Genomic DNA, 15,019 nt, shown 5'->3' with positions numbered 1-15,019 from the left:
TAACATCAGTGATAACCCTAATATCCTCCTACCCGCTGCAATTTTGGTTCAGCGGAGTTAACCCAAAGGGAGTTCACCATGACCAGCTTCGTCAATATCAAATATTCCACACAGCACCCAGGCGTTGTCCGCGCTGAGTCGGCCTTTGGTGCCGTACGCCAGCTGGGCGGTGCTTTCTCCGGCACCCGCGGCCTGGCCACTCTGCTCTTGTCCGCTGTTGCGGCCGCCGTGATGGTGGTGGCTTACCAGGTGATGGACAGCGTCGCCGAAGGTCACCTGCTGGTCATGTGGATCGGCATCTGGGCTGTCGCCTTTGCTGTCCTGGCGATTTTCGCCGGCGCTGCGCGCAATGCAGCCGTCAGCCTCAAGGTCGGCCTGGACGCCTGGTCGCGTAGCCTGGCCGAAGCCCGCGCCGACCAGCGCCTGTGGCAAGCCGCCAAGAACGATCCCCGCGTGATGGCCGACCTGCAAGTTGCAATGGCCCGTCAGCAAGCCGCCGTTGAAGAGGCTGTTGCTGCCCCCGCAGCCGTGGTGTCCGCTCCGGCCGGCCTGACACAGCGCGCCCTCCGTCTGGGCGGTGCAGAACTGAAGGCTTTCCTGCGCAGCCAGGCCGACACGAAAGTTGCCGCTGCCGAAGCTGTGGTTGATGAGGCATCTGCTCCAGCCGGACTGTCACAGCGCGCCCGCCGTCTCGGTGGTGCGGAACTGCGGGCTTACCACCGCAGCTACATCTAAGCGCCAGGCGCCTCTACGCCGCGCCGCTCTTTGCAGCGGCCCACAAAAAAAGCCACCGGATCGGTGGCTTTTTTTTGCCTTGGCGCAGTCATTGCACCAGGAATGAGGCGTACCGCAGGTTGTGCGAAACGCCCCGCGCGTGGTGTGCCGGTCAGGCGGCCAGGCGGCGCTCGATCGCGGCTTTGGTCTCCTCCAGCTCTTTCGGCAGGTGATGTTCGAGTTGCTTGAACAGTTCGGCGTGCAGTTCCAGCTCCTTGAGCCAGGCGGCCTTGTCGATGCTGGTCACGGTCTTGAACTGCTCGGCGCTGAAGTCCAGGCCGGTCCAGTTCATGTCTTCATAGCGGGGGCTGACGCCGGTGATGTGCTCGACGCCCTGGCCCTTGCCTTCGATGCGGTCGATCATCCACTTCAGCACGCGCATGTTTTCGCCGTAGCCGGGCCAGACAAACTTGCCGTCTTCGCCTTTGCGGAACCAGTTGGCCGTGAAGATTTTCGGCAGCTTCGCGCCCGAGGCTTCGAGTTCCTGGCCCACGTTGAGCCAATGCTGGAAGTAGTCGGCCATGTTGTAGCCGGCAAAAGCGATCATCGCGAACGGGTCGCGGCGCACCACGCCAACCTGGCCGGTGATGGCGGCCGTGGTTTCGGAGCCCATGGTGGCGGCCATGTACACGCCTTCCACCCAGTTGCGGCCTTCGGTGATCAGCGGCACGGTGTTCGAACGGCGGCCGCCAAAGATGAAGGCGTCAATCGGCACGCCGGCAGGGTCGTTCCAGGCCGGGTCCAGCGCCGGGTTGTTGGTGGCGGCCACGGTAAAGCGTGAATTGGGGTGGGCGGCCTTGGCGCCGGTTTCCTTGGCGATTTGTGGCGTCCAGTCCTTGCCTTGCCAGTCGATCAGGTGCGCCGGCAATGCCTTGCCGGGGGCGTCCTGCTCCATGCCTTCCCACCAGACGTCGCCGTCGTCGGTCAGGCCGACGTTGGTGAAGATCACGTTTTTGTCCAGGCTGCGCAGGCAGTTGGGGTTGGTCAGCATGTTGGTGCCCGGTGCCACGCCGAAGTAGCCGGCTTCCGGGTTGATGGCGTAAAGGCGACCGTCCGCACCCGGCTTGATCCAGGCGATGTCGTCGCCGATGGTGGTGACCTTCCAGCCTTCAAAGCCTGCCGGCGGCACCAGCATCGAGAAATTGGTCTTGCCGCAGGCCGAAGGGAAGGCCGCCGCGACGTGGTACTTCTTGCCTTCGGGCGAGGTCACGCCCAGGATCAGCATATGTTCGGCCAGCCAGCCAGGGTTGCCGGAGCCGTCTTGCGAAGCCGCGCGGCCCATGTTGGAGGCGATGCGCAGCGCAAAACACTTCTTGCCCAGCAAGGCGTTGCCGCCATAGCCGGAGCCGTAAGACCAGATCTCGCGCGTTTCGGGGTAATGCACGATGTACTTGGTTTTGTTGCAAGGCCATTTCACATCTTGCTGGCCTTCGGCCAGCGGCGCACCCACGGTGTGCACGCAGGGGACGAATTCGCCGTCGAGGCCGAGCACGTCAAACACGGCTTTGCCCATGCGCGTCATGATCTTCATGTTGACGGCCACGTAAGGGCTGTCGGACAGTTCAATGCCGATGTGCGCGATGGGCGAGCCAAGCGGGCCCATGCTGAAAGGCACCACGTACATGGTGCGGCCCTTCATGCAGCCATCAAACAGGGGCTGCAGTGTGGTGCGCATTTCAGCGGGGGCCATCCAGTTGTTGGTCGGGCCGGCGTCTTCCTTTTTGGCCGAGCAAATGAAGGTACGGTCTTCCACGCGCGCCACGTCGGTCGGGTCGGAGCAGGCCAGGAAGCTGTTCGGGCGCTTGGCTTCGTTAAGCTTTTTGAAGGTGCCGGCGCCGACCAGTTGCTGGCACAGGCGCTGGTATTCGGCGTCGCTGCCGTCGCACCAATAAATGTTGTCGGGCTTGCACAAGGCCACCATGTCGGCAACCCAGGCAATCAGTTTGGCATTCTTGACGTAGGGGGGCGTGTTGAGGTTAAGCCCTTGCATCGCGGGGTGGTTCATCGAAAAAACTCCAAAGTTAAAAAGCGTTATTTCGGGAAACGTCGCGCGGCAACCTGGATGGTTGCGACACGGAGACGTTTATCGAAATAAGGCTTGGAAGCTTCCCTTTGCACAACAAACAGGTCCCGGTCGGCGGGCGGTGCGCAAGCTTCAAAAGTGCTGCGGCGCAATGACAAAAAGCGGCAGCGTGAGGCTGCTTTTCATCTTCCACGGATCGGCCAGTCCAATTCATTTTAAGAAGATCAGCGCGAGTTACCTGTAAGTTACAGGCAAAAGTTATGCATAACCGGCATGAGGTTATGCATAGACTGCGCCGGGGTTCCGGCAGTCATGACATCGGGGTGAAGAATGCCTGGACGGCCGTTTCGGCCCGCAGTTTCAGGCCGGTTCCTCGGTGAACAGGCTGAAGGGGCCGGGAAGTGGGCCGGGAAGAGAGTGGAGAAGAGGGCGCGGAGCCCCGGAAACAAAAAAGTCCGCAAGATGCGGACTTTCGGGGTGAGAGCGGGGGCTTTCAGGCCATGTAGATGGCGATAAACGCCAGCAGGAACATCAGCACGCCGCCCACCACGGGCAGAACAATGGGGATCAACGGAACGATCGCGTCGACGGCATCCTGCTCCTGGGCGGGAGTGGCGCTGTCGTGGGCTGCATTGGTGGTGTGGCTGGCTGGACTGGACATGGGGTTGATTCCTGAAATGCTTGAGAGTCTTGGCAGATTTTACCTGCATGAAGATGGTTACATGAAGATGCGGGCGACAAAGATGCCCGGCGCCTGGCTTGCGGTACCCTTTGCCATGCTTATTTGTGGAAGGAATACATGAAATCCCCAGCCCATTTCGCGCCTCAGCGGCGGTTCCGTTTTTTTTCAGCCGGTGCTGTTTTGTCCGCCGTGGCCCTGTTGTCGGCATGTGCTTCCGGCGGTCCCAACAGCGCCTCGGCAAAGCCCGTGCTCTATCCCAACGCCACCCTTAACCGGGTAGGTGACGCGCAAGGCCAGGCGGAGGCCAGCGCCTGCATGTCACGGGCCTCGGCCGCCGGGCTCAGCCCGTCGCAAAGCACCAACGAAGTCGGCCGGCGTGCCGGTGAAGGCGCAGCCGTCGGGGGTGTGGCTTCGGCGGTGGGTGCGCTGATCACCGGGCGCGGCGGCGAAGGCGTACTGCGTTCCGGCGCCGCGGGCGCCGCCGTGGGCGGCTCTGCGGGTGCGGTGTCAGGCGCGTTTCACAACGACAAACCCAACAGCACCTACCGCAGCTTTGTGCAGCGTTGCTTGAGTGAAAAGGGTTTTGAGGTGATTGGCTGGAATTGACGGGTCCCTCGCAGCGCTCAGTGCTGCTCTGACGCCTCGAAGCCGGCCGCATTCAGCGCCGCCAGCACTTGCTGGATATGGTCGCGCCCGCGTGTCTGGATCACCAGCTCGATCTCCACGTTCTGGACCGAGAGCATGGTGAAGGCGCGCTGGTGATGCACCTCGTCGATATTGGCCCCGGCGTCGGCCACAGTGGCGGTGATCTTTGCCAATGAGCCGGGAATGTCACGCACACTGACCTTGATGCGGGCCAGGCGCCCGGCGCGCACCATGCCGCGCTCAATGATGGCTGCCAGCAGCAGCGGATCGATGTTGCCGCCGCACAGCACCAGGCCGATCTTTTTACCTGCAAAACGCTCCGGGTACTTCAGCAGCGCTGCCAGCCCGGCCGCGCCGGCGCCTTCAACCAGGGTTTTCTCGATCTCGAGCAGCATGACCATGGCCTGCTCGATATCGCCCTCGTCTACCAGCACCAGGTCGTCAACCAGCTTCGCGATGATGGCCTGCGGGATGACGCCCGGCGTCCCCACCGCAATGCCCTCGGCGATGGTGCTGGTGCCCTGGGGGTGCCGGGTGCCCTTGATCGCATTGACCATGCCCGGGAAACGCGAGGTCTGCACACCGATGATTTCAATGCCGGGCTTGATCGCCTTGGCCGCCGTGGCCATGCCGGCAATCAGGCCGCCACCGCCGACGGCGATAACCAGCGTTTCGAGGTCGGGTTGCGCGTGCAGCATCTCCAGCACCACCGTACCCTGGCCCGCGACGATGGCTTCGTCGTCGTAAGGGTGCACGAAGACCAGGCCCTCCCGCTCAGCCAGCGTCAGCGCGTGGGTGCGTGATTCGTCCAGCGTATCGCCGTGCAGCACCACTTCGGCGCCAAAACCCCGGGTGCGTTCGATTTTGACGCCCGGCGTGAAGCGCGGCATCACGATCACGGCCCGTATGCCCAGGCGCTGTGCGTGGTACGCGACGCCCTGGGCGTGGTTACCCGCACTCATCGCGATCACGCCGCGGCGCCGTTCATCGGCTGAGAGCTGGGCCAACTTGTTACAGGCGCCGCGCTCCTTGAAGGACGCCGTGTACTGCAGGTTCTCGAACTTCAGGTAAATCTGCGCGCCCGTCAACTGGGAAAGCGTCCTGGACTCCACGCAGGGCGTATCGAGCAGGTGGCCCTGCAGGCGCTGGGCGGCTGTTTCTATATCTTTGAGACTGAGCATGGGAATTCCTCTGCGGGGCTATGGTGGGATTGTGCGGGATCATCTTTGCGCATCTTCGCAGGAGTTTCTGTGGTGCATTTCACACGTGGGGGTACAAGTAGCGTCTTCCATGATGCTTCAAGCTGCGTTATGGTGGAGTCTCATTGAACCAGGTCGCATCTGCGGTGCTCATAGCCAGTGAGGCGACGGTCTCGAAGCAGGGTATCTCACAGGCATGTCTACCAACCGTGTAGTTGCAAAGGGAGGTTTGTCCATGAGCAAGCGTTCCGTTAGCGAGCAGCAGTGGCTGCTGTCCCCCGGGCTGAAAGAAGCGCCGGTGCTGGACCTGATGTGCTCGCATTTCGTGCTGACGCTGGCGGCAAGGCAAGGCGCGAAGTTCAATGTGCGCCGCGACCTCAACAGCCTGCTCTCGCTTTCGGGCCGGCATCTCGTGTGGCCCCTGCCAGCGGTGCAGCGGTTGCGCGAGTTTCTTGGCCGCCGCTGCAAGGACAACGAGTTCTGGCGCGGCCATGAAAGCCTGACCGACACCGAGTTCATGGCGCGCCACGGCGCCTGGCGCGGCCCTTATGAAGAAGGCACGCTGTTCTTCTACCTAGACGAGCATGCGAAGGACCAGCCCAAGGACCTGCTCTCCGTGCTGGCCGCCACCGGCGAATGGCTGACCCAGGCGCTCAAGAAACAATCCACGCTGGTCGAGAAAAACATCGACGCGCTGGCCAACCTGTTGCAGCTCAACCGGGCCGAGCGTGCGCTGTTGCTCTACGGCACCCTGGCGCGCTACCAGCGCGACCTGCGCTCCCTGCTGGTGGAGTTCAAGGTCAACAATGCCCCCGAAGCGTATGCCGCCATCGCCGACGTGGCCGGCGTGAAGGCGCCCGAGGTTGCCGAAGCGCTGCGCGCCGGCTCGCGCCTGGAGCGCATCGGCATGGTTGAAAACCTGATTTCCGAGCACAACATCACCGACCTTGCCGACCTGATGAAGGTGAGTGAAAAACTGCCGCCCGTGCTGATGCGCGAATACCGCGACCAGAATGAGCTGATGGCGGTCTTCACACGGCCGGCCGCGCACAGCAGCCTGGGCCTGGCGGACTTCGCTTTTGTGCACGACGATGCCCAGGTGCTGGTGTCGCTGTTGCGCAATGCGGTGGCCGGCAAGGAGCAAGGCGTGAATGTGCTGCTTTACGGCCCGCCCGGCACCGGCAAGACCGAACTGGCCAAGGTGGTGGCGCAGGCCGCCGGCCTGGACCTGTTCGAAGTCGAATATGCCGACCGTGACGGCAACTCGCTCAGTGGCCGCGACCGCTACCGTTCGCTGCAAATCGCCCAGGTCTTCCTGAAGGGCAGCACGCACTCCGCCTTGCTGTTTGACGAAGTCGAAGATGTGTTTCCCCCGATTTCCAGCGAAGCCGCGCAGCTGATGGCACGCTCCGAACAATTGCCCGTACCTGCCAGCGGGTCGGTCAGCGGCAAGGCCTGGGTCAATCAGATCCTTGAATCCAACACCGTGCCCACCCTGTGGGTCACCAACCGCATCGAGCAGATCGACCCTGCTTTTCGCCGGCGCTTTGCCTACCACCTGGAACTCAGGTCGCCGCCGCCGGGTGCTCGTGAAGGCCTGGTGCGCAAAACACTGGAAGGTGTTCATGTCAGCGATGCCTTTGTGGCCAAGCTGACGGCCCGCAAGGGCCTGACGCCCGCGCAAATACGCACGGCTGTCCGGTTTGCCCGGCTGGCCAGCGCGCCTGAAGACGCGGTAGACGCACAGGTGGACGCAGAAGGCATGCAGGCCATCCTGTCGGGCGGCAGGCCGCTGTTGATGGAGTCGCTGATCGAGCGCCAGCTCAAGAATGCCGATGTGGCGCTGGGCAACAGGGCGGAAACTTCCGGCCGGCGCAACGCGACCACCTATGACCTTTCCATGCTCAATGTCGAATCCCGGTTCGAGGTACCGCGTATCGTCGAGGCACTGAAAAGCCGAAGCCACGGCAGCCTGTGCTTTTACGGCCCGCCGGGCACGGGAAAGACGGCATTGGCCGAACACATCGCCAAAGCACTGGATTTGCCGCTCATCATCAAGCAGGCCAGCGACCTGATGAGCAAGTATGTCGGTGAAACCGAGCAGAATATGGCAGCGATGTTCCGCGAAGCCGAAGCGGAAAAAGCCGTATTGCTGCTGGATGAAGCGGACAGCTTCCTGCAGGACAGGCGCGGCGCCCAGCGGACCTACGAGGTGACCGAGGTCAACGAGATGCTGCAGGGCATGGAGCGCCATGCGGGCATCTTCATCTGCACCACCAACCTGCTTGAAAGCCTGGACCAGGCGGCGCTACGGCGTTTTACCTTCAAAATCAAATTCATGCCGCTGACTCATGCCCAGCGTGAGCAGATGTTTGTCACCGAAGCACTCGCAGGCGACGCCGACCGGCTGACGGCGCCGCTGCGGGAGAGGCTCGGCAAACTGGTGCAGCTGTGCCCGGGTGATTTCGCGGCCGTGAAGCGGCAGGTGGATATTCTCGCGGCAGAGTTTTCCAGCGAGGAATTTTTGGCCCAGCTGGAGGCAGAGCACCGCATCAAGCCCGAGGTACGCGAAGGGCGGGCCATGGGGTTCATGCAATAGGAACAGGCGCTATTACAGACGCTCCGTCAGGGCCGGATTGCTATCAAAAGAATAGCTGCTTGCGCCCGTCACTATTGGTCTGAGGCCTGATTTTTATACGCAAGCCAGGTTGGCTTCGTTTTTACGCCGCACATCCTCGCTGACCTTCAGCTGCGCCTGCCGCACGATACGGCCGCCTTCAATCCACAGCAATTGCCCGGGCTGCAGCTGCTGCCAGTTTTCATTGAGCGTCAGCGGTTGGGTAGCGACGACACACAACCGGTCTTCCTGGACATTGGTTTGGGCAAAGTCGATGCTCAGGTCGGCGTCAACGAGCTTGGCGTGTGAAAACGGCCATTCCCGCACCAGGTAATACAGCCGTGTGGAGCAGTGCGCGAACAGGGCTTGCCCGTTGGAGAGCAGGTAGTTGAATACGCCATACTCGCCCGTGCCTTCGCTCATGCTGCAGAGGGTTTCAAACACCGTGTCCAGCGAGCAGGGTTCGCGCGGGCTGATGGCCTTGAGTTTTTCCATCAGGGCGCAAAAAGCGCGTTCGCTGTCGGTGGTGCCGACGGACTGGTAGTTGCCGCCCAGGGCGGGAAAGTAATTGATCAGGTCGCCGTTGTGGGCAAACAGCCAGTGGCGGCCCCAGAGCTCACGTGTGAACGGATGGCAGTTCTCCAGGCGCTGCGGATCGCCCTGCGTCGCCTTGCGGATATGGGACACGACATTGCAGGACTTGATGGCATAGCTCTTGAGCAGCTCGGCCACGGGTGAGGTGGCGGCTGGCTGGCTGTCCATAAAAATGCGGCAGGCCTTGTCTTCAAAAAAGCCGATGCCGAAGCCGTCGCCATGATGGTCCGTCAGACCGCCGCGTGCGGCAAAACCCGTGAATGAAAAGCGAAGGTCTGCGGGTTTGGCGGCATTCATTCCGAGGAGTTGGCACATTCCTCTAGTGTCCCAGAATCTTGGAGAGGAAATCCTTCGCCCGGTCGGTCTGCGGGTGGTTGAAGAAGTCCGTGGGCGTGTTCTGTTCAACAATCTGGCCCTGGTCCATGAAGATCACGCGGTCGGCTGCCGCCTTGGCAAAGCCCATTTCATGCGTCACGCAAAGCATGGTCATTCCCTGCTCAGCCAGTGAGATCATCACGTCCAGCACTTCCTTGATCATTTCAGGATCGAGCGCGGATGTCGGCTCGTCAAACAGCATGATTTTCGGCGTGAGGCACAGCGCACGCGCAATGGCTACCCGCTGCTGCTGGCCGCCTGACAGCTGCAGGGGATACTTTTGTGCCTGCTCCGCGATGCGCACGCGTTCGAGCTGATGCATGGCCCGCTCGGTCGCTTCCTTTTTGGACAGGCCCGCGACCCAGGTGGGCGACAGGGTCAGGTTTTCAAGCACGGTCAGGTGCGGAAACAGGTTGAACTGCTGGAACACCATGCCGACCTGCCGGCGCACGGCATCAATGGCCTTGATGTCGTCGCCGAGGACGGAGCCGGCCACGGTGAGCTTGCCTTCCTGGTAGTCCTCCAGGGCATTGATGCAGCGGATCATCGTGGATTTGCCCGAACCGGACGGCCCGCAGATCACCAGGCGCTCGCCCTGCTGCACGTCCAGCTGCAAGTCGCGCAGCACATGGAAATTGTTGCCATACCATTTGTTGACTTTGTCAAAGCGGATGATGGGGTCGCTCATGGGGATCCTTGGTTTTTGTCAGCGGGCCTTGCCCACAGCCAGCCGCCGCTCTATCCAGAGGCTGTAGCGGGACATGGCGAAGCAGCAGGTAAAGTAAATCGCGGCGATAAAGAGGTAAGCCTCAATCTTGAACGGCCGCCAGTTCGGATCGGACCCGACAGCCAGCGACAGGGCCCCGGTGAGTTCATACAGCGACACGATGGTCACGAGGGAGGTGTCCTTGAACAGCGAAATGAAGTTGTTCATGATGCTGGGCACCACAGCGCCGAGGGCTTGCGGCAAAACGATCTTGATCTGCGTCTGCCAGTAGCCCAGGCCCAGGCTGGCGGCTGCTTCGGTCTGGCCTTTCGAGAGGGACTGCAAACCACCCCGGACAATCTCCGCCATATAGGCCGCGGCAAACAGCGTGATGCCGACGATCACCCGGATCAGCACGTCGGGCGATTTGCCGATGGGCATGAACAGCGGAAACATGAAGCTGGCCATGAACAGCACGGAGATCAGCGGCACGCCACGAATCAGCTCAACGTAAATGACGCACAGGGTCTTGATGGCGGGCATGTTGGAGCGCCGCCCCAGCGCCACCGCCACCGCAATCGGGAAGGCAATCGTCATGGAGATCACCGTCAGCATGACGGTCAGCGGCAGGCCGCCCCACTGGTCAGTGGACACTTTGGATAGCCCGAACATGCCGCCGCTCATGAGCGTGAAGAACGCCGTCAGGACCACGACCCAGATCAATCCCAGCCAGGGTTTCCAGAACCAGCGGCTGCAGCTTGCGACCACCAGGCCCAGCAGCAAAAAGGTTGCCAGCTCCGGCCGCCAGTGCTCCGTCAGGGGGTAGCGGCCCAACAGGATGATGCGGGCTTTTTCGTTGATCACGCCCCAGCATGCGCCTATGCCGCGTGCGGCCTGGCAGGCATCCGCGTCGGCCGCGGTCACGGCATTGAACACCGCCCAGCGAAGGGCCGACGAGGCGGCCCACAGCAACAGGGCGATGACCCCGACTGACACCAGCGCATTGCCGACGCTGGAAAACAGGTTGTTGCGCAGCCAGGGGCCCGGGCCCTCCATCTTGATGGGGGCCGGGCGCGGCGCGACGGGAACAAAGGTCTGGTTCATGTCAGCGTTCCTTGATGGCGGCGCGGCTGTTGAACCAGTTCATCAGCGCAGAGGTGGCCAGCGATGTGGTGAGGTAGATCAGCATGATGATGGCAATGCATTCGACGGCGCGGCCGGTCTGGTTGAGCGAGGTGTTGGCAATCGACACCAGGTCGGGGTAGCCCACGGCAACGGCCAGTGACGAATTTTTGGTGAGGTTCAGGTACTGGTTGGTCAGCGGCGGGATGATGACCCTCAGCGCCTGGGGCAGCACCACCAGGCGCATGGAGTGGCCGCGCGAGAGTCCCAGCGATGCGCTGGCCTCGTGCTGGCCCAGCGAGACCGAGGCAATTCCGGCGCGGACCACCTCCGCCACAAAGGCCGAGGTGTAGAGCACCAGCCCGAGCAGCACCGCCAGGTATTCAGGCGACAGCGCGCCACCGCCCTCCACCTGGGTTTCCGTCAGTTTCGGCAGGTTCCATTCGGAAGGTGCACCACCGGCCAGCCAGCCCAGCAGCGCACCGGCCGCGACCAGTCCCAGCACCACCCACAACACGGGGCGCGCATGGCCGGTCTGGTCAAAGTGGTGGCGTGCCTGGCGCGCATAAACAAACCCCGCCACACCACCGGCCGCCATGCCGACGAGGGCCAGCGTCTGCCCGAGATGCCACACCGGAAAGGGGTAAGACAGGCCGTTCTTGCTGATATACACCAGGCTGCCGATATGCAGGGCCTGGTCAATGGCCGGCAGGTATTCCGTGAACAGCAGGTACCACATCAACAGCTGCAGCAGCACCGGAATGTTGCGGAACATCTCGATATAGCCATAGCACAGGCCGCGGATCAGGGCGTTTCGCGAAAAGCGTCCCACGCCCAGCAGGGTTCCCAGCACGGACGTGAGCACAATGCCCACCACGGCCACGCGCAGCGTGTTCACCAGCCCCACGAGGAAGGCTTTCCAGTAGGGATCAATCGAGTCGTAATTCAGCCAGCCTTCTCCGATGTCGAAACCGGCGGGCTGAAACAGAAAATCAAAGCCGCTCTGGATGCCGCGCGTCTTCATGTTGCTCATGGTGTTGCTCACGAGCAGCCACACGAGGAAGACGATCAGGCTGACGGCCAGGATCTGGTAGACAACGGCGCGCGCCTGCTTGCTGCGCCAGGAAAAAACTCTGCGCCGCAGCGCCGGCGCCGGCCGCGCGGGAATCAGGGAGTGCTCGGACATAAGGCGGTTACCCAAGTAAAACGGGCCGCTCGTCAACGGATGGTTGCGAGCGGCCCGTTGCGTTCAGCGCATCGGAAGGAGTCGTTCAGCGCACCGGCATGGCGTACATCTGGCCGCCTTTATTCCATTGATTGTTTTGGCCGCGCGGCAGTGCCAGGGGCGTTTTGGGGCCGACGTTACGGTCGAAGATTTCACCGTAGTTGCCGACGGCCTTGACGGCGCGAACCAGCCATTCCTTGTCCAGGCCCAGCAGCTTGCCGGTGTCTTCGCCACTACCGGTCAGGCGCATGACCACCGGGTCTTTGCTTTCCTTGGTCATGGCATCGACATTGGCCTGGGTCACGCCATATTCTTCCGCTTCGATCATGCCGTAGATCACCCATTTGACAATGGCGAACCATTCATCGTCACCGCGGCGCACCATGGGGCCCAGCGGCTCCTTGGAGATCAGCTCCGGCAGGATCAGGTGGTCGGCCGGGACTTTGGCCTCCTTGTTGCGCACCGAGGCCAGGCCGGATGCATCCGTGGTGTAGGCCTGGCAACGGCCGGAGAAGTAGGCGGCGTTGACGGCTTCCTGCTTTTCAAACACGACGGGTTTCATATTGAGGTTGTTGGCCTTGGAGAAGTCCGTCAGGTTTTTTTCCGTGGTGGTTCCGGACTGTACGCAGACGGTGGCGTTTTTCAGCTGCTTGGCGCTTTTGATCTTGCTTTTTACCGGGACCATGAAGCCCTGGCCGTCGTAGTAGGTGACGGCGGTCATGTGCAGGCCGAGCGAAGCATCTCGCGTCAGCGAGAACGTGGTGTTGCGCGACAGGACATCAACCTCGCCGGACTGCAGGGCGGTAAAGCGCTGCTGGGCGTTCAGCGGAACCCACTTGATCTTGCTGGCGTCGCCCAGCACGCTGGCGGCGACTGCTTTGCAGACATCCACGTCGAGCCCGGTCCAGGCGCCGTTGCTGTCGGCAGAGGAAAACCCCGCCAGCCCGACGTTCACGCCGCAGATGACCTGGCCCCGTGCCTTGATGGCGTCCAGTGTCTTGCCGGCATGGGCAGGTGCCATGGCCGCAACAGTGAGGCCGGCCGCTGCAAGGGCAACAAGTCCATGTTTCTTTACGAGTTTGATCACGAGGATTCTCCAGTCAATAAGTAGGTCGACATCAGCACGAACCATGCCAATGGCGGATGCTAGCCCAACTATGGCGGGTACCTCTAAGGGCAAGCCCTTACTAGGCAAAGGCTAACCACGGCGAAAGATGCATAACCTTATGCGGGAATACGGCTGACAGGGAACCCCAATCATCCCCGGCACAATGGCCTTCTGACAGCTTGCTTGCGCCGGTGGTACCGCAGCCAGGCAAGTTCCGGGTGAGTCCATTGGTACGAATCTTGCGCCGCATTTCCGCAAGGGCTGAATTTTCTGCTCCGGCTTTTGTCGGGTTCTGATGGACTTGCCGCGGACCTCATCCCCCAAACCCGAGCGGCCCCGTTGGAGCCTGCGGCCGGGGGAGGGGTTTCACGTCTTGATGCATGTTACGAAAGCTCAATAACAATGGCTTTTCTTGAAGACTTGCGGGTGGCGCAGGAAGGCGTCTTGTCCCTGGGCTTCTGGGCATTGCAGGTGTACCGGTTGGGGCACCTGCGCTACCGGTTTCAGTCCAGGTTGGTGCGTTATCCGCTGGGTGCCGTGCACTTGGTGCTGGCCAAACTGGCTGAAATGTTTTGCGGCGTCACGATTGGCGTCTCGGCCCAAATTGGGCGGCGCCTGGTGATTGAGCATTCCGGTGCGATTGTGGTGCATGGCCGGGCCGTGATCGGGGACGACTGCATCATCCGCCAGGGCGTCACCATCGGCAACCAGCGTATCGACAGGCCGCTCGAGGCGCCGCACATCGGCAACCGCGTCAATATCGGCGCCGGCGCGAAGATCCTGGGGGCTGTACGGATCGGGGACGACGTCGACATTGGCGCCAATGCCGTGGTGATCACCGACGTCCCCGCCGGAGCCCTTGCCGTGGGTGTGCCGGCCCGCATTATTTTGAGGAGCCGTGACGATGCTTCCTGAAGCCAGCGAAACGCCTTGCACGGTCAGCATCGTCATCAAGGCCCTGAATGAAGAAAAGCGCATCGTGGCCGCGGTGGAAAGTGCACTGGCGGCCGTCCGGATGGTCGGTGGCGAGGTCGTGCTGGCCGATTCCTGTTCCAGCGACCGCACCGTGGCGCTGGCGTCTGCCTATCCCATCCGTATCGTGCAGCTGGCACGTGCCAATGAGCGCTGCTGCGGCATCGGCCCGCAGCTGGGTTACCAGCATTCGGCAGGCGAATTTGTGTACATCCTGGATGGCGACATGGAAATGCTGCCCGGGTTTTTGCCGCAGGCGCTGGCCTTCATGCAGGCCCACCCCGACGTGGCCGGCGTGGGAGGGCAGGTCGTTGAAATGAACACCAGCAGCCTGGAATACGTGGCGCGCGTGGAGCGCGGTTTGGGTCATATGCAGGCGGGCATGGTGGACCGGCTGGACATGGGCGGCCTGTATCGCAGAGCTGCGGTGGAGCAGGCCGGGTATTTTTCAGACCGCAACCTGCACAGTTATGAAGAGTTTGATCTGGCCATGCGCCTGCATGCCCGGGGCTGGAAGCTGTGGCGCCTGGGCACCGATTCCGTGCGGCACCATGGCCACGATGCGCCTCCCTATCAATTGCTGGTGCGCCGCTGGCGCAGCCGCTACATCTGCGGCCTGGGCGAAGTGCTGCGCGCGGCCTGGGGTGAGTCGCACCTGGGGCTGGTGCTAACGCGGGTGCGCGAGTTGCGGCTGTATGTCGCCGTGCTTGCGTGGTGGGCAGTGTTGCTTGCCGTTCTGGTGGTTCCCATGCCGTGGACAGCGCGCATCGGAGCCTTCTCCGGCATTGCAGCAGCACCCGTCCTGTTGATGGCATGGCGAAAACGCAGCGCCACCAAAGCCGTGTTCTCGGTCGTGTCGTGGTGCTTTAACGCCGCTGGCCTGGTACGCGGGTTGTTGACACCGCAGCGCCCTGCGCGGGCTGCCATAGACAGCGTCGAAATCCGCAATACGTCTGGCGCAACTTAAGCGGCCGGGC

The 15,019-nt window shown here is 62.2% G+C and carries 13 protein-coding genes; 5 read left to right on the top strand and 8 right to left on the bottom strand.

Going from position 1 to position 15,019, the window contains the following annotated elements:
• The first annotated feature begins 78 nt into the window (after window positions 1-78).
• Window positions 79-735, top strand: coding sequence for a hypothetical protein (locus tag AC1D13_RS13110; protein ID WP_457281773.1), 657 nt, complete (start codon window positions 79-81; stop codon window positions 733-735).
• 151 nt (window positions 736-886) lie between these two features.
• Here the strand turns inward: AC1D13_RS13110 and AC1D13_RS13105 are convergent, their stop codons facing one another.
• Together AC1D13_RS13105 and AC1D13_RS13100 are read right to left on the bottom strand one after the other, a co-directional pair.
• Window positions 887-2,779 carry a phosphoenolpyruvate carboxykinase (GTP) gene (locus AC1D13_RS13105; RefSeq protein WP_477689682.1) on the bottom strand — a complete coding sequence of 631 codons (1,893 nt, stop codon included), beginning with the start codon at window positions 2,777-2,779 and terminating at the stop codon, window positions 887-889.
• Between the two features lie 511 nt (window positions 2,780-3,290).
• Window positions 3,291-3,458, bottom strand: a complete 168-nt coding sequence (locus tag AC1D13_RS13100; RefSeq protein WP_164483721.1) for a hypothetical protein — start codon at window positions 3,456-3,458, stop codon at window positions 3,291-3,293.
• Window positions 3,459-3,596: 138 nt separating this feature from the next.
• Here AC1D13_RS13100 and AC1D13_RS13095 point away from each other — a divergent pair, with 138 nt between their 5' ends.
• Window positions 3,597-4,085 carry a glycine zipper family protein gene (locus AC1D13_RS13095; RefSeq protein ID WP_457281771.1) on the top strand — a complete coding sequence of 163 codons (489 nt, stop codon included), beginning with the start codon at window positions 3,597-3,599 and terminating at the stop codon, window positions 4,083-4,085.
• Between the two features lie 17 nt (window positions 4,086-4,102).
• On the opposite strand, the gene AC1D13_RS13090 is transcribed toward AC1D13_RS13095, so the two are convergent.
• Entirely contained in the window at window positions 4,103-5,305 is a 1,203-nt protein-coding gene (locus AC1D13_RS13090) for a threonine ammonia-lyase (RefSeq protein WP_457281770.1), read from the bottom strand.
• Between the two features lie 253 nt (window positions 5,306-5,558).
• On the opposite strand from AC1D13_RS13090, the gene AC1D13_RS13085 reads away from it, so the two are divergent.
• Window positions 5,559-7,922: an ATP-binding protein gene (locus AC1D13_RS13085; protein ID WP_477689681.1), complete on the top strand. Its 2,364-nt coding sequence runs from the start codon at window positions 5,559-5,561 to the stop codon at window positions 7,920-7,922.
• 93 nt (window positions 7,923-8,015) lie between these two features.
• Here AC1D13_RS13085 and AC1D13_RS13080 read toward each other — a convergent pair whose 3' ends face one another.
• From AC1D13_RS13080 to AC1D13_RS13060, 5 genes are all read right to left on the bottom strand, one after another.
• The gene (locus AC1D13_RS13080; RefSeq protein ID WP_457281768.1) at window positions 8,016-8,849 is read right to left on the bottom strand and encodes a class II glutamine amidotransferase; all 834 of its coding nucleotides are present in this window, start codon (window positions 8,847-8,849) and stop codon (window positions 8,016-8,018) included.
• A gap of 4 nt (window positions 8,850-8,853) precedes the next feature.
• On the bottom strand, window positions 8,854-9,597 hold the full coding sequence (locus tag AC1D13_RS13075; RefSeq protein WP_457281767.1) for an amino acid ABC transporter ATP-binding protein: 744 nt from the start codon (window positions 9,595-9,597) through the stop codon (window positions 8,854-8,856).
• 18 nt (window positions 9,598-9,615) lie between these two features.
• Window positions 9,616-10,719, bottom strand: coding sequence for an amino acid ABC transporter permease (locus tag AC1D13_RS13070; RefSeq protein ID WP_457281766.1), 1,104 nt, complete (start codon window positions 10,717-10,719; stop codon window positions 9,616-9,618).
• Between the two features lies 1 nt (window position 10,720).
• Window positions 10,721-11,923, bottom strand: coding sequence for an amino acid ABC transporter permease (locus AC1D13_RS13065; RefSeq protein ID WP_477689680.1), 1,203 nt, complete (start codon window positions 11,921-11,923; stop codon window positions 10,721-10,723).
• Between the two features lie 85 nt (window positions 11,924-12,008).
• Complete coding sequence (locus tag AC1D13_RS13060) at window positions 12,009-12,983, bottom strand: amino acid ABC transporter substrate-binding protein (RefSeq protein ID WP_457282080.1); 975 nt, start codon at window positions 12,981-12,983, stop codon at window positions 12,009-12,011.
• 489 nt (window positions 12,984-13,472) lie between these two features.
• Between AC1D13_RS13060 and AC1D13_RS13055 the strand changes: the two genes are divergently transcribed.
• On the top strand, window positions 13,473-13,985 hold the full coding sequence (locus AC1D13_RS13055; RefSeq protein WP_457281764.1) for a serine O-acetyltransferase: 513 nt from the start codon (window positions 13,473-13,475) through the stop codon (window positions 13,983-13,985).
• Window positions 13,975-15,009 (top strand): glycosyltransferase family 2 protein, encoded by a 1,035-nt coding sequence (locus AC1D13_RS13050; protein WP_457281763.1) that lies wholly within the window; start codon window positions 13,975-13,977, stop codon window positions 15,007-15,009. Before AC1D13_RS13055 ends, AC1D13_RS13050 begins: the two co-directional genes overlap by 11 nt.
• Window positions 15,010-15,019: the final 10 nt, after the last annotated feature.

It is taken from the genome of Polaromonas sp. P1_E12, assembly GCF_056405975.1.
Note: the sequence above shows the minus strand (reverse complement) of the source record. Positions and strands in the feature narration are given on the sequence as shown.

Coding starts and splice junctions, on each gene's coding strand:
- AC1D13_RS13110 (WP_457281773.1), top strand. CDS start 79: ATGACCAGCTTCGTCAATATCAAATATTCCACACAGCACCCAGGCGTT.
- AC1D13_RS13105 (WP_477689682.1), bottom strand. CDS start 2,779: ATGAACCACCCCGCGATGCAAGGGCTTAACCTCAACACGCCCCCCTAC.
- AC1D13_RS13100 (WP_164483721.1), bottom strand. CDS start 3,458: ATGTCCAGTCCAGCCAGCCACACCACCAATGCAGCCCACGACAGCGCC.
- AC1D13_RS13095 (WP_457281771.1), top strand. CDS start 3,597: ATGAAATCCCCAGCCCATTTCGCGCCTCAGCGGCGGTTCCGTTTTTTT.
- AC1D13_RS13090 (WP_457281770.1), bottom strand. CDS start 5,305: ATGCTCAGTCTCAAAGATATAGAAACAGCCGCCCAGCGCCTGCAGGGC.
- AC1D13_RS13085 (WP_477689681.1), top strand. CDS start 5,559: ATGAGCAAGCGTTCCGTTAGCGAGCAGCAGTGGCTGCTGTCCCCCGGG.
- AC1D13_RS13080 (WP_457281768.1), bottom strand. CDS start 8,849: ATGTGCCAACTCCTCGGAATGAATGCCGCCAAACCCGCAGACCTTCGC.
- AC1D13_RS13075 (WP_457281767.1), bottom strand. CDS start 9,597: ATGAGCGACCCCATCATCCGCTTTGACAAAGTCAACAAATGGTATGGC.
- AC1D13_RS13070 (WP_457281766.1), bottom strand. CDS start 10,719: ATGAACCAGACCTTTGTTCCCGTCGCGCCGCGCCCGGCCCCCATCAAG.
- AC1D13_RS13065 (WP_477689680.1), bottom strand. CDS start 11,923: ATGTCCGAGCACTCCCTGATTCCCGCGCGGCCGGCGCCGGCGCTGCGG.
- AC1D13_RS13060 (WP_457282080.1), bottom strand. CDS start 12,983: ATGGCACCTGCCCATGCCGGCAAGACACTGGACGCCATCAAGGCACGG.
- AC1D13_RS13055 (WP_457281764.1), top strand. CDS start 13,473: ATGGCTTTTCTTGAAGACTTGCGGGTGGCGCAGGAAGGCGTCTTGTCC.
- AC1D13_RS13050 (WP_457281763.1), top strand. CDS start 13,975: ATGCTTCCTGAAGCCAGCGAAACGCCTTGCACGGTCAGCATCGTCATC.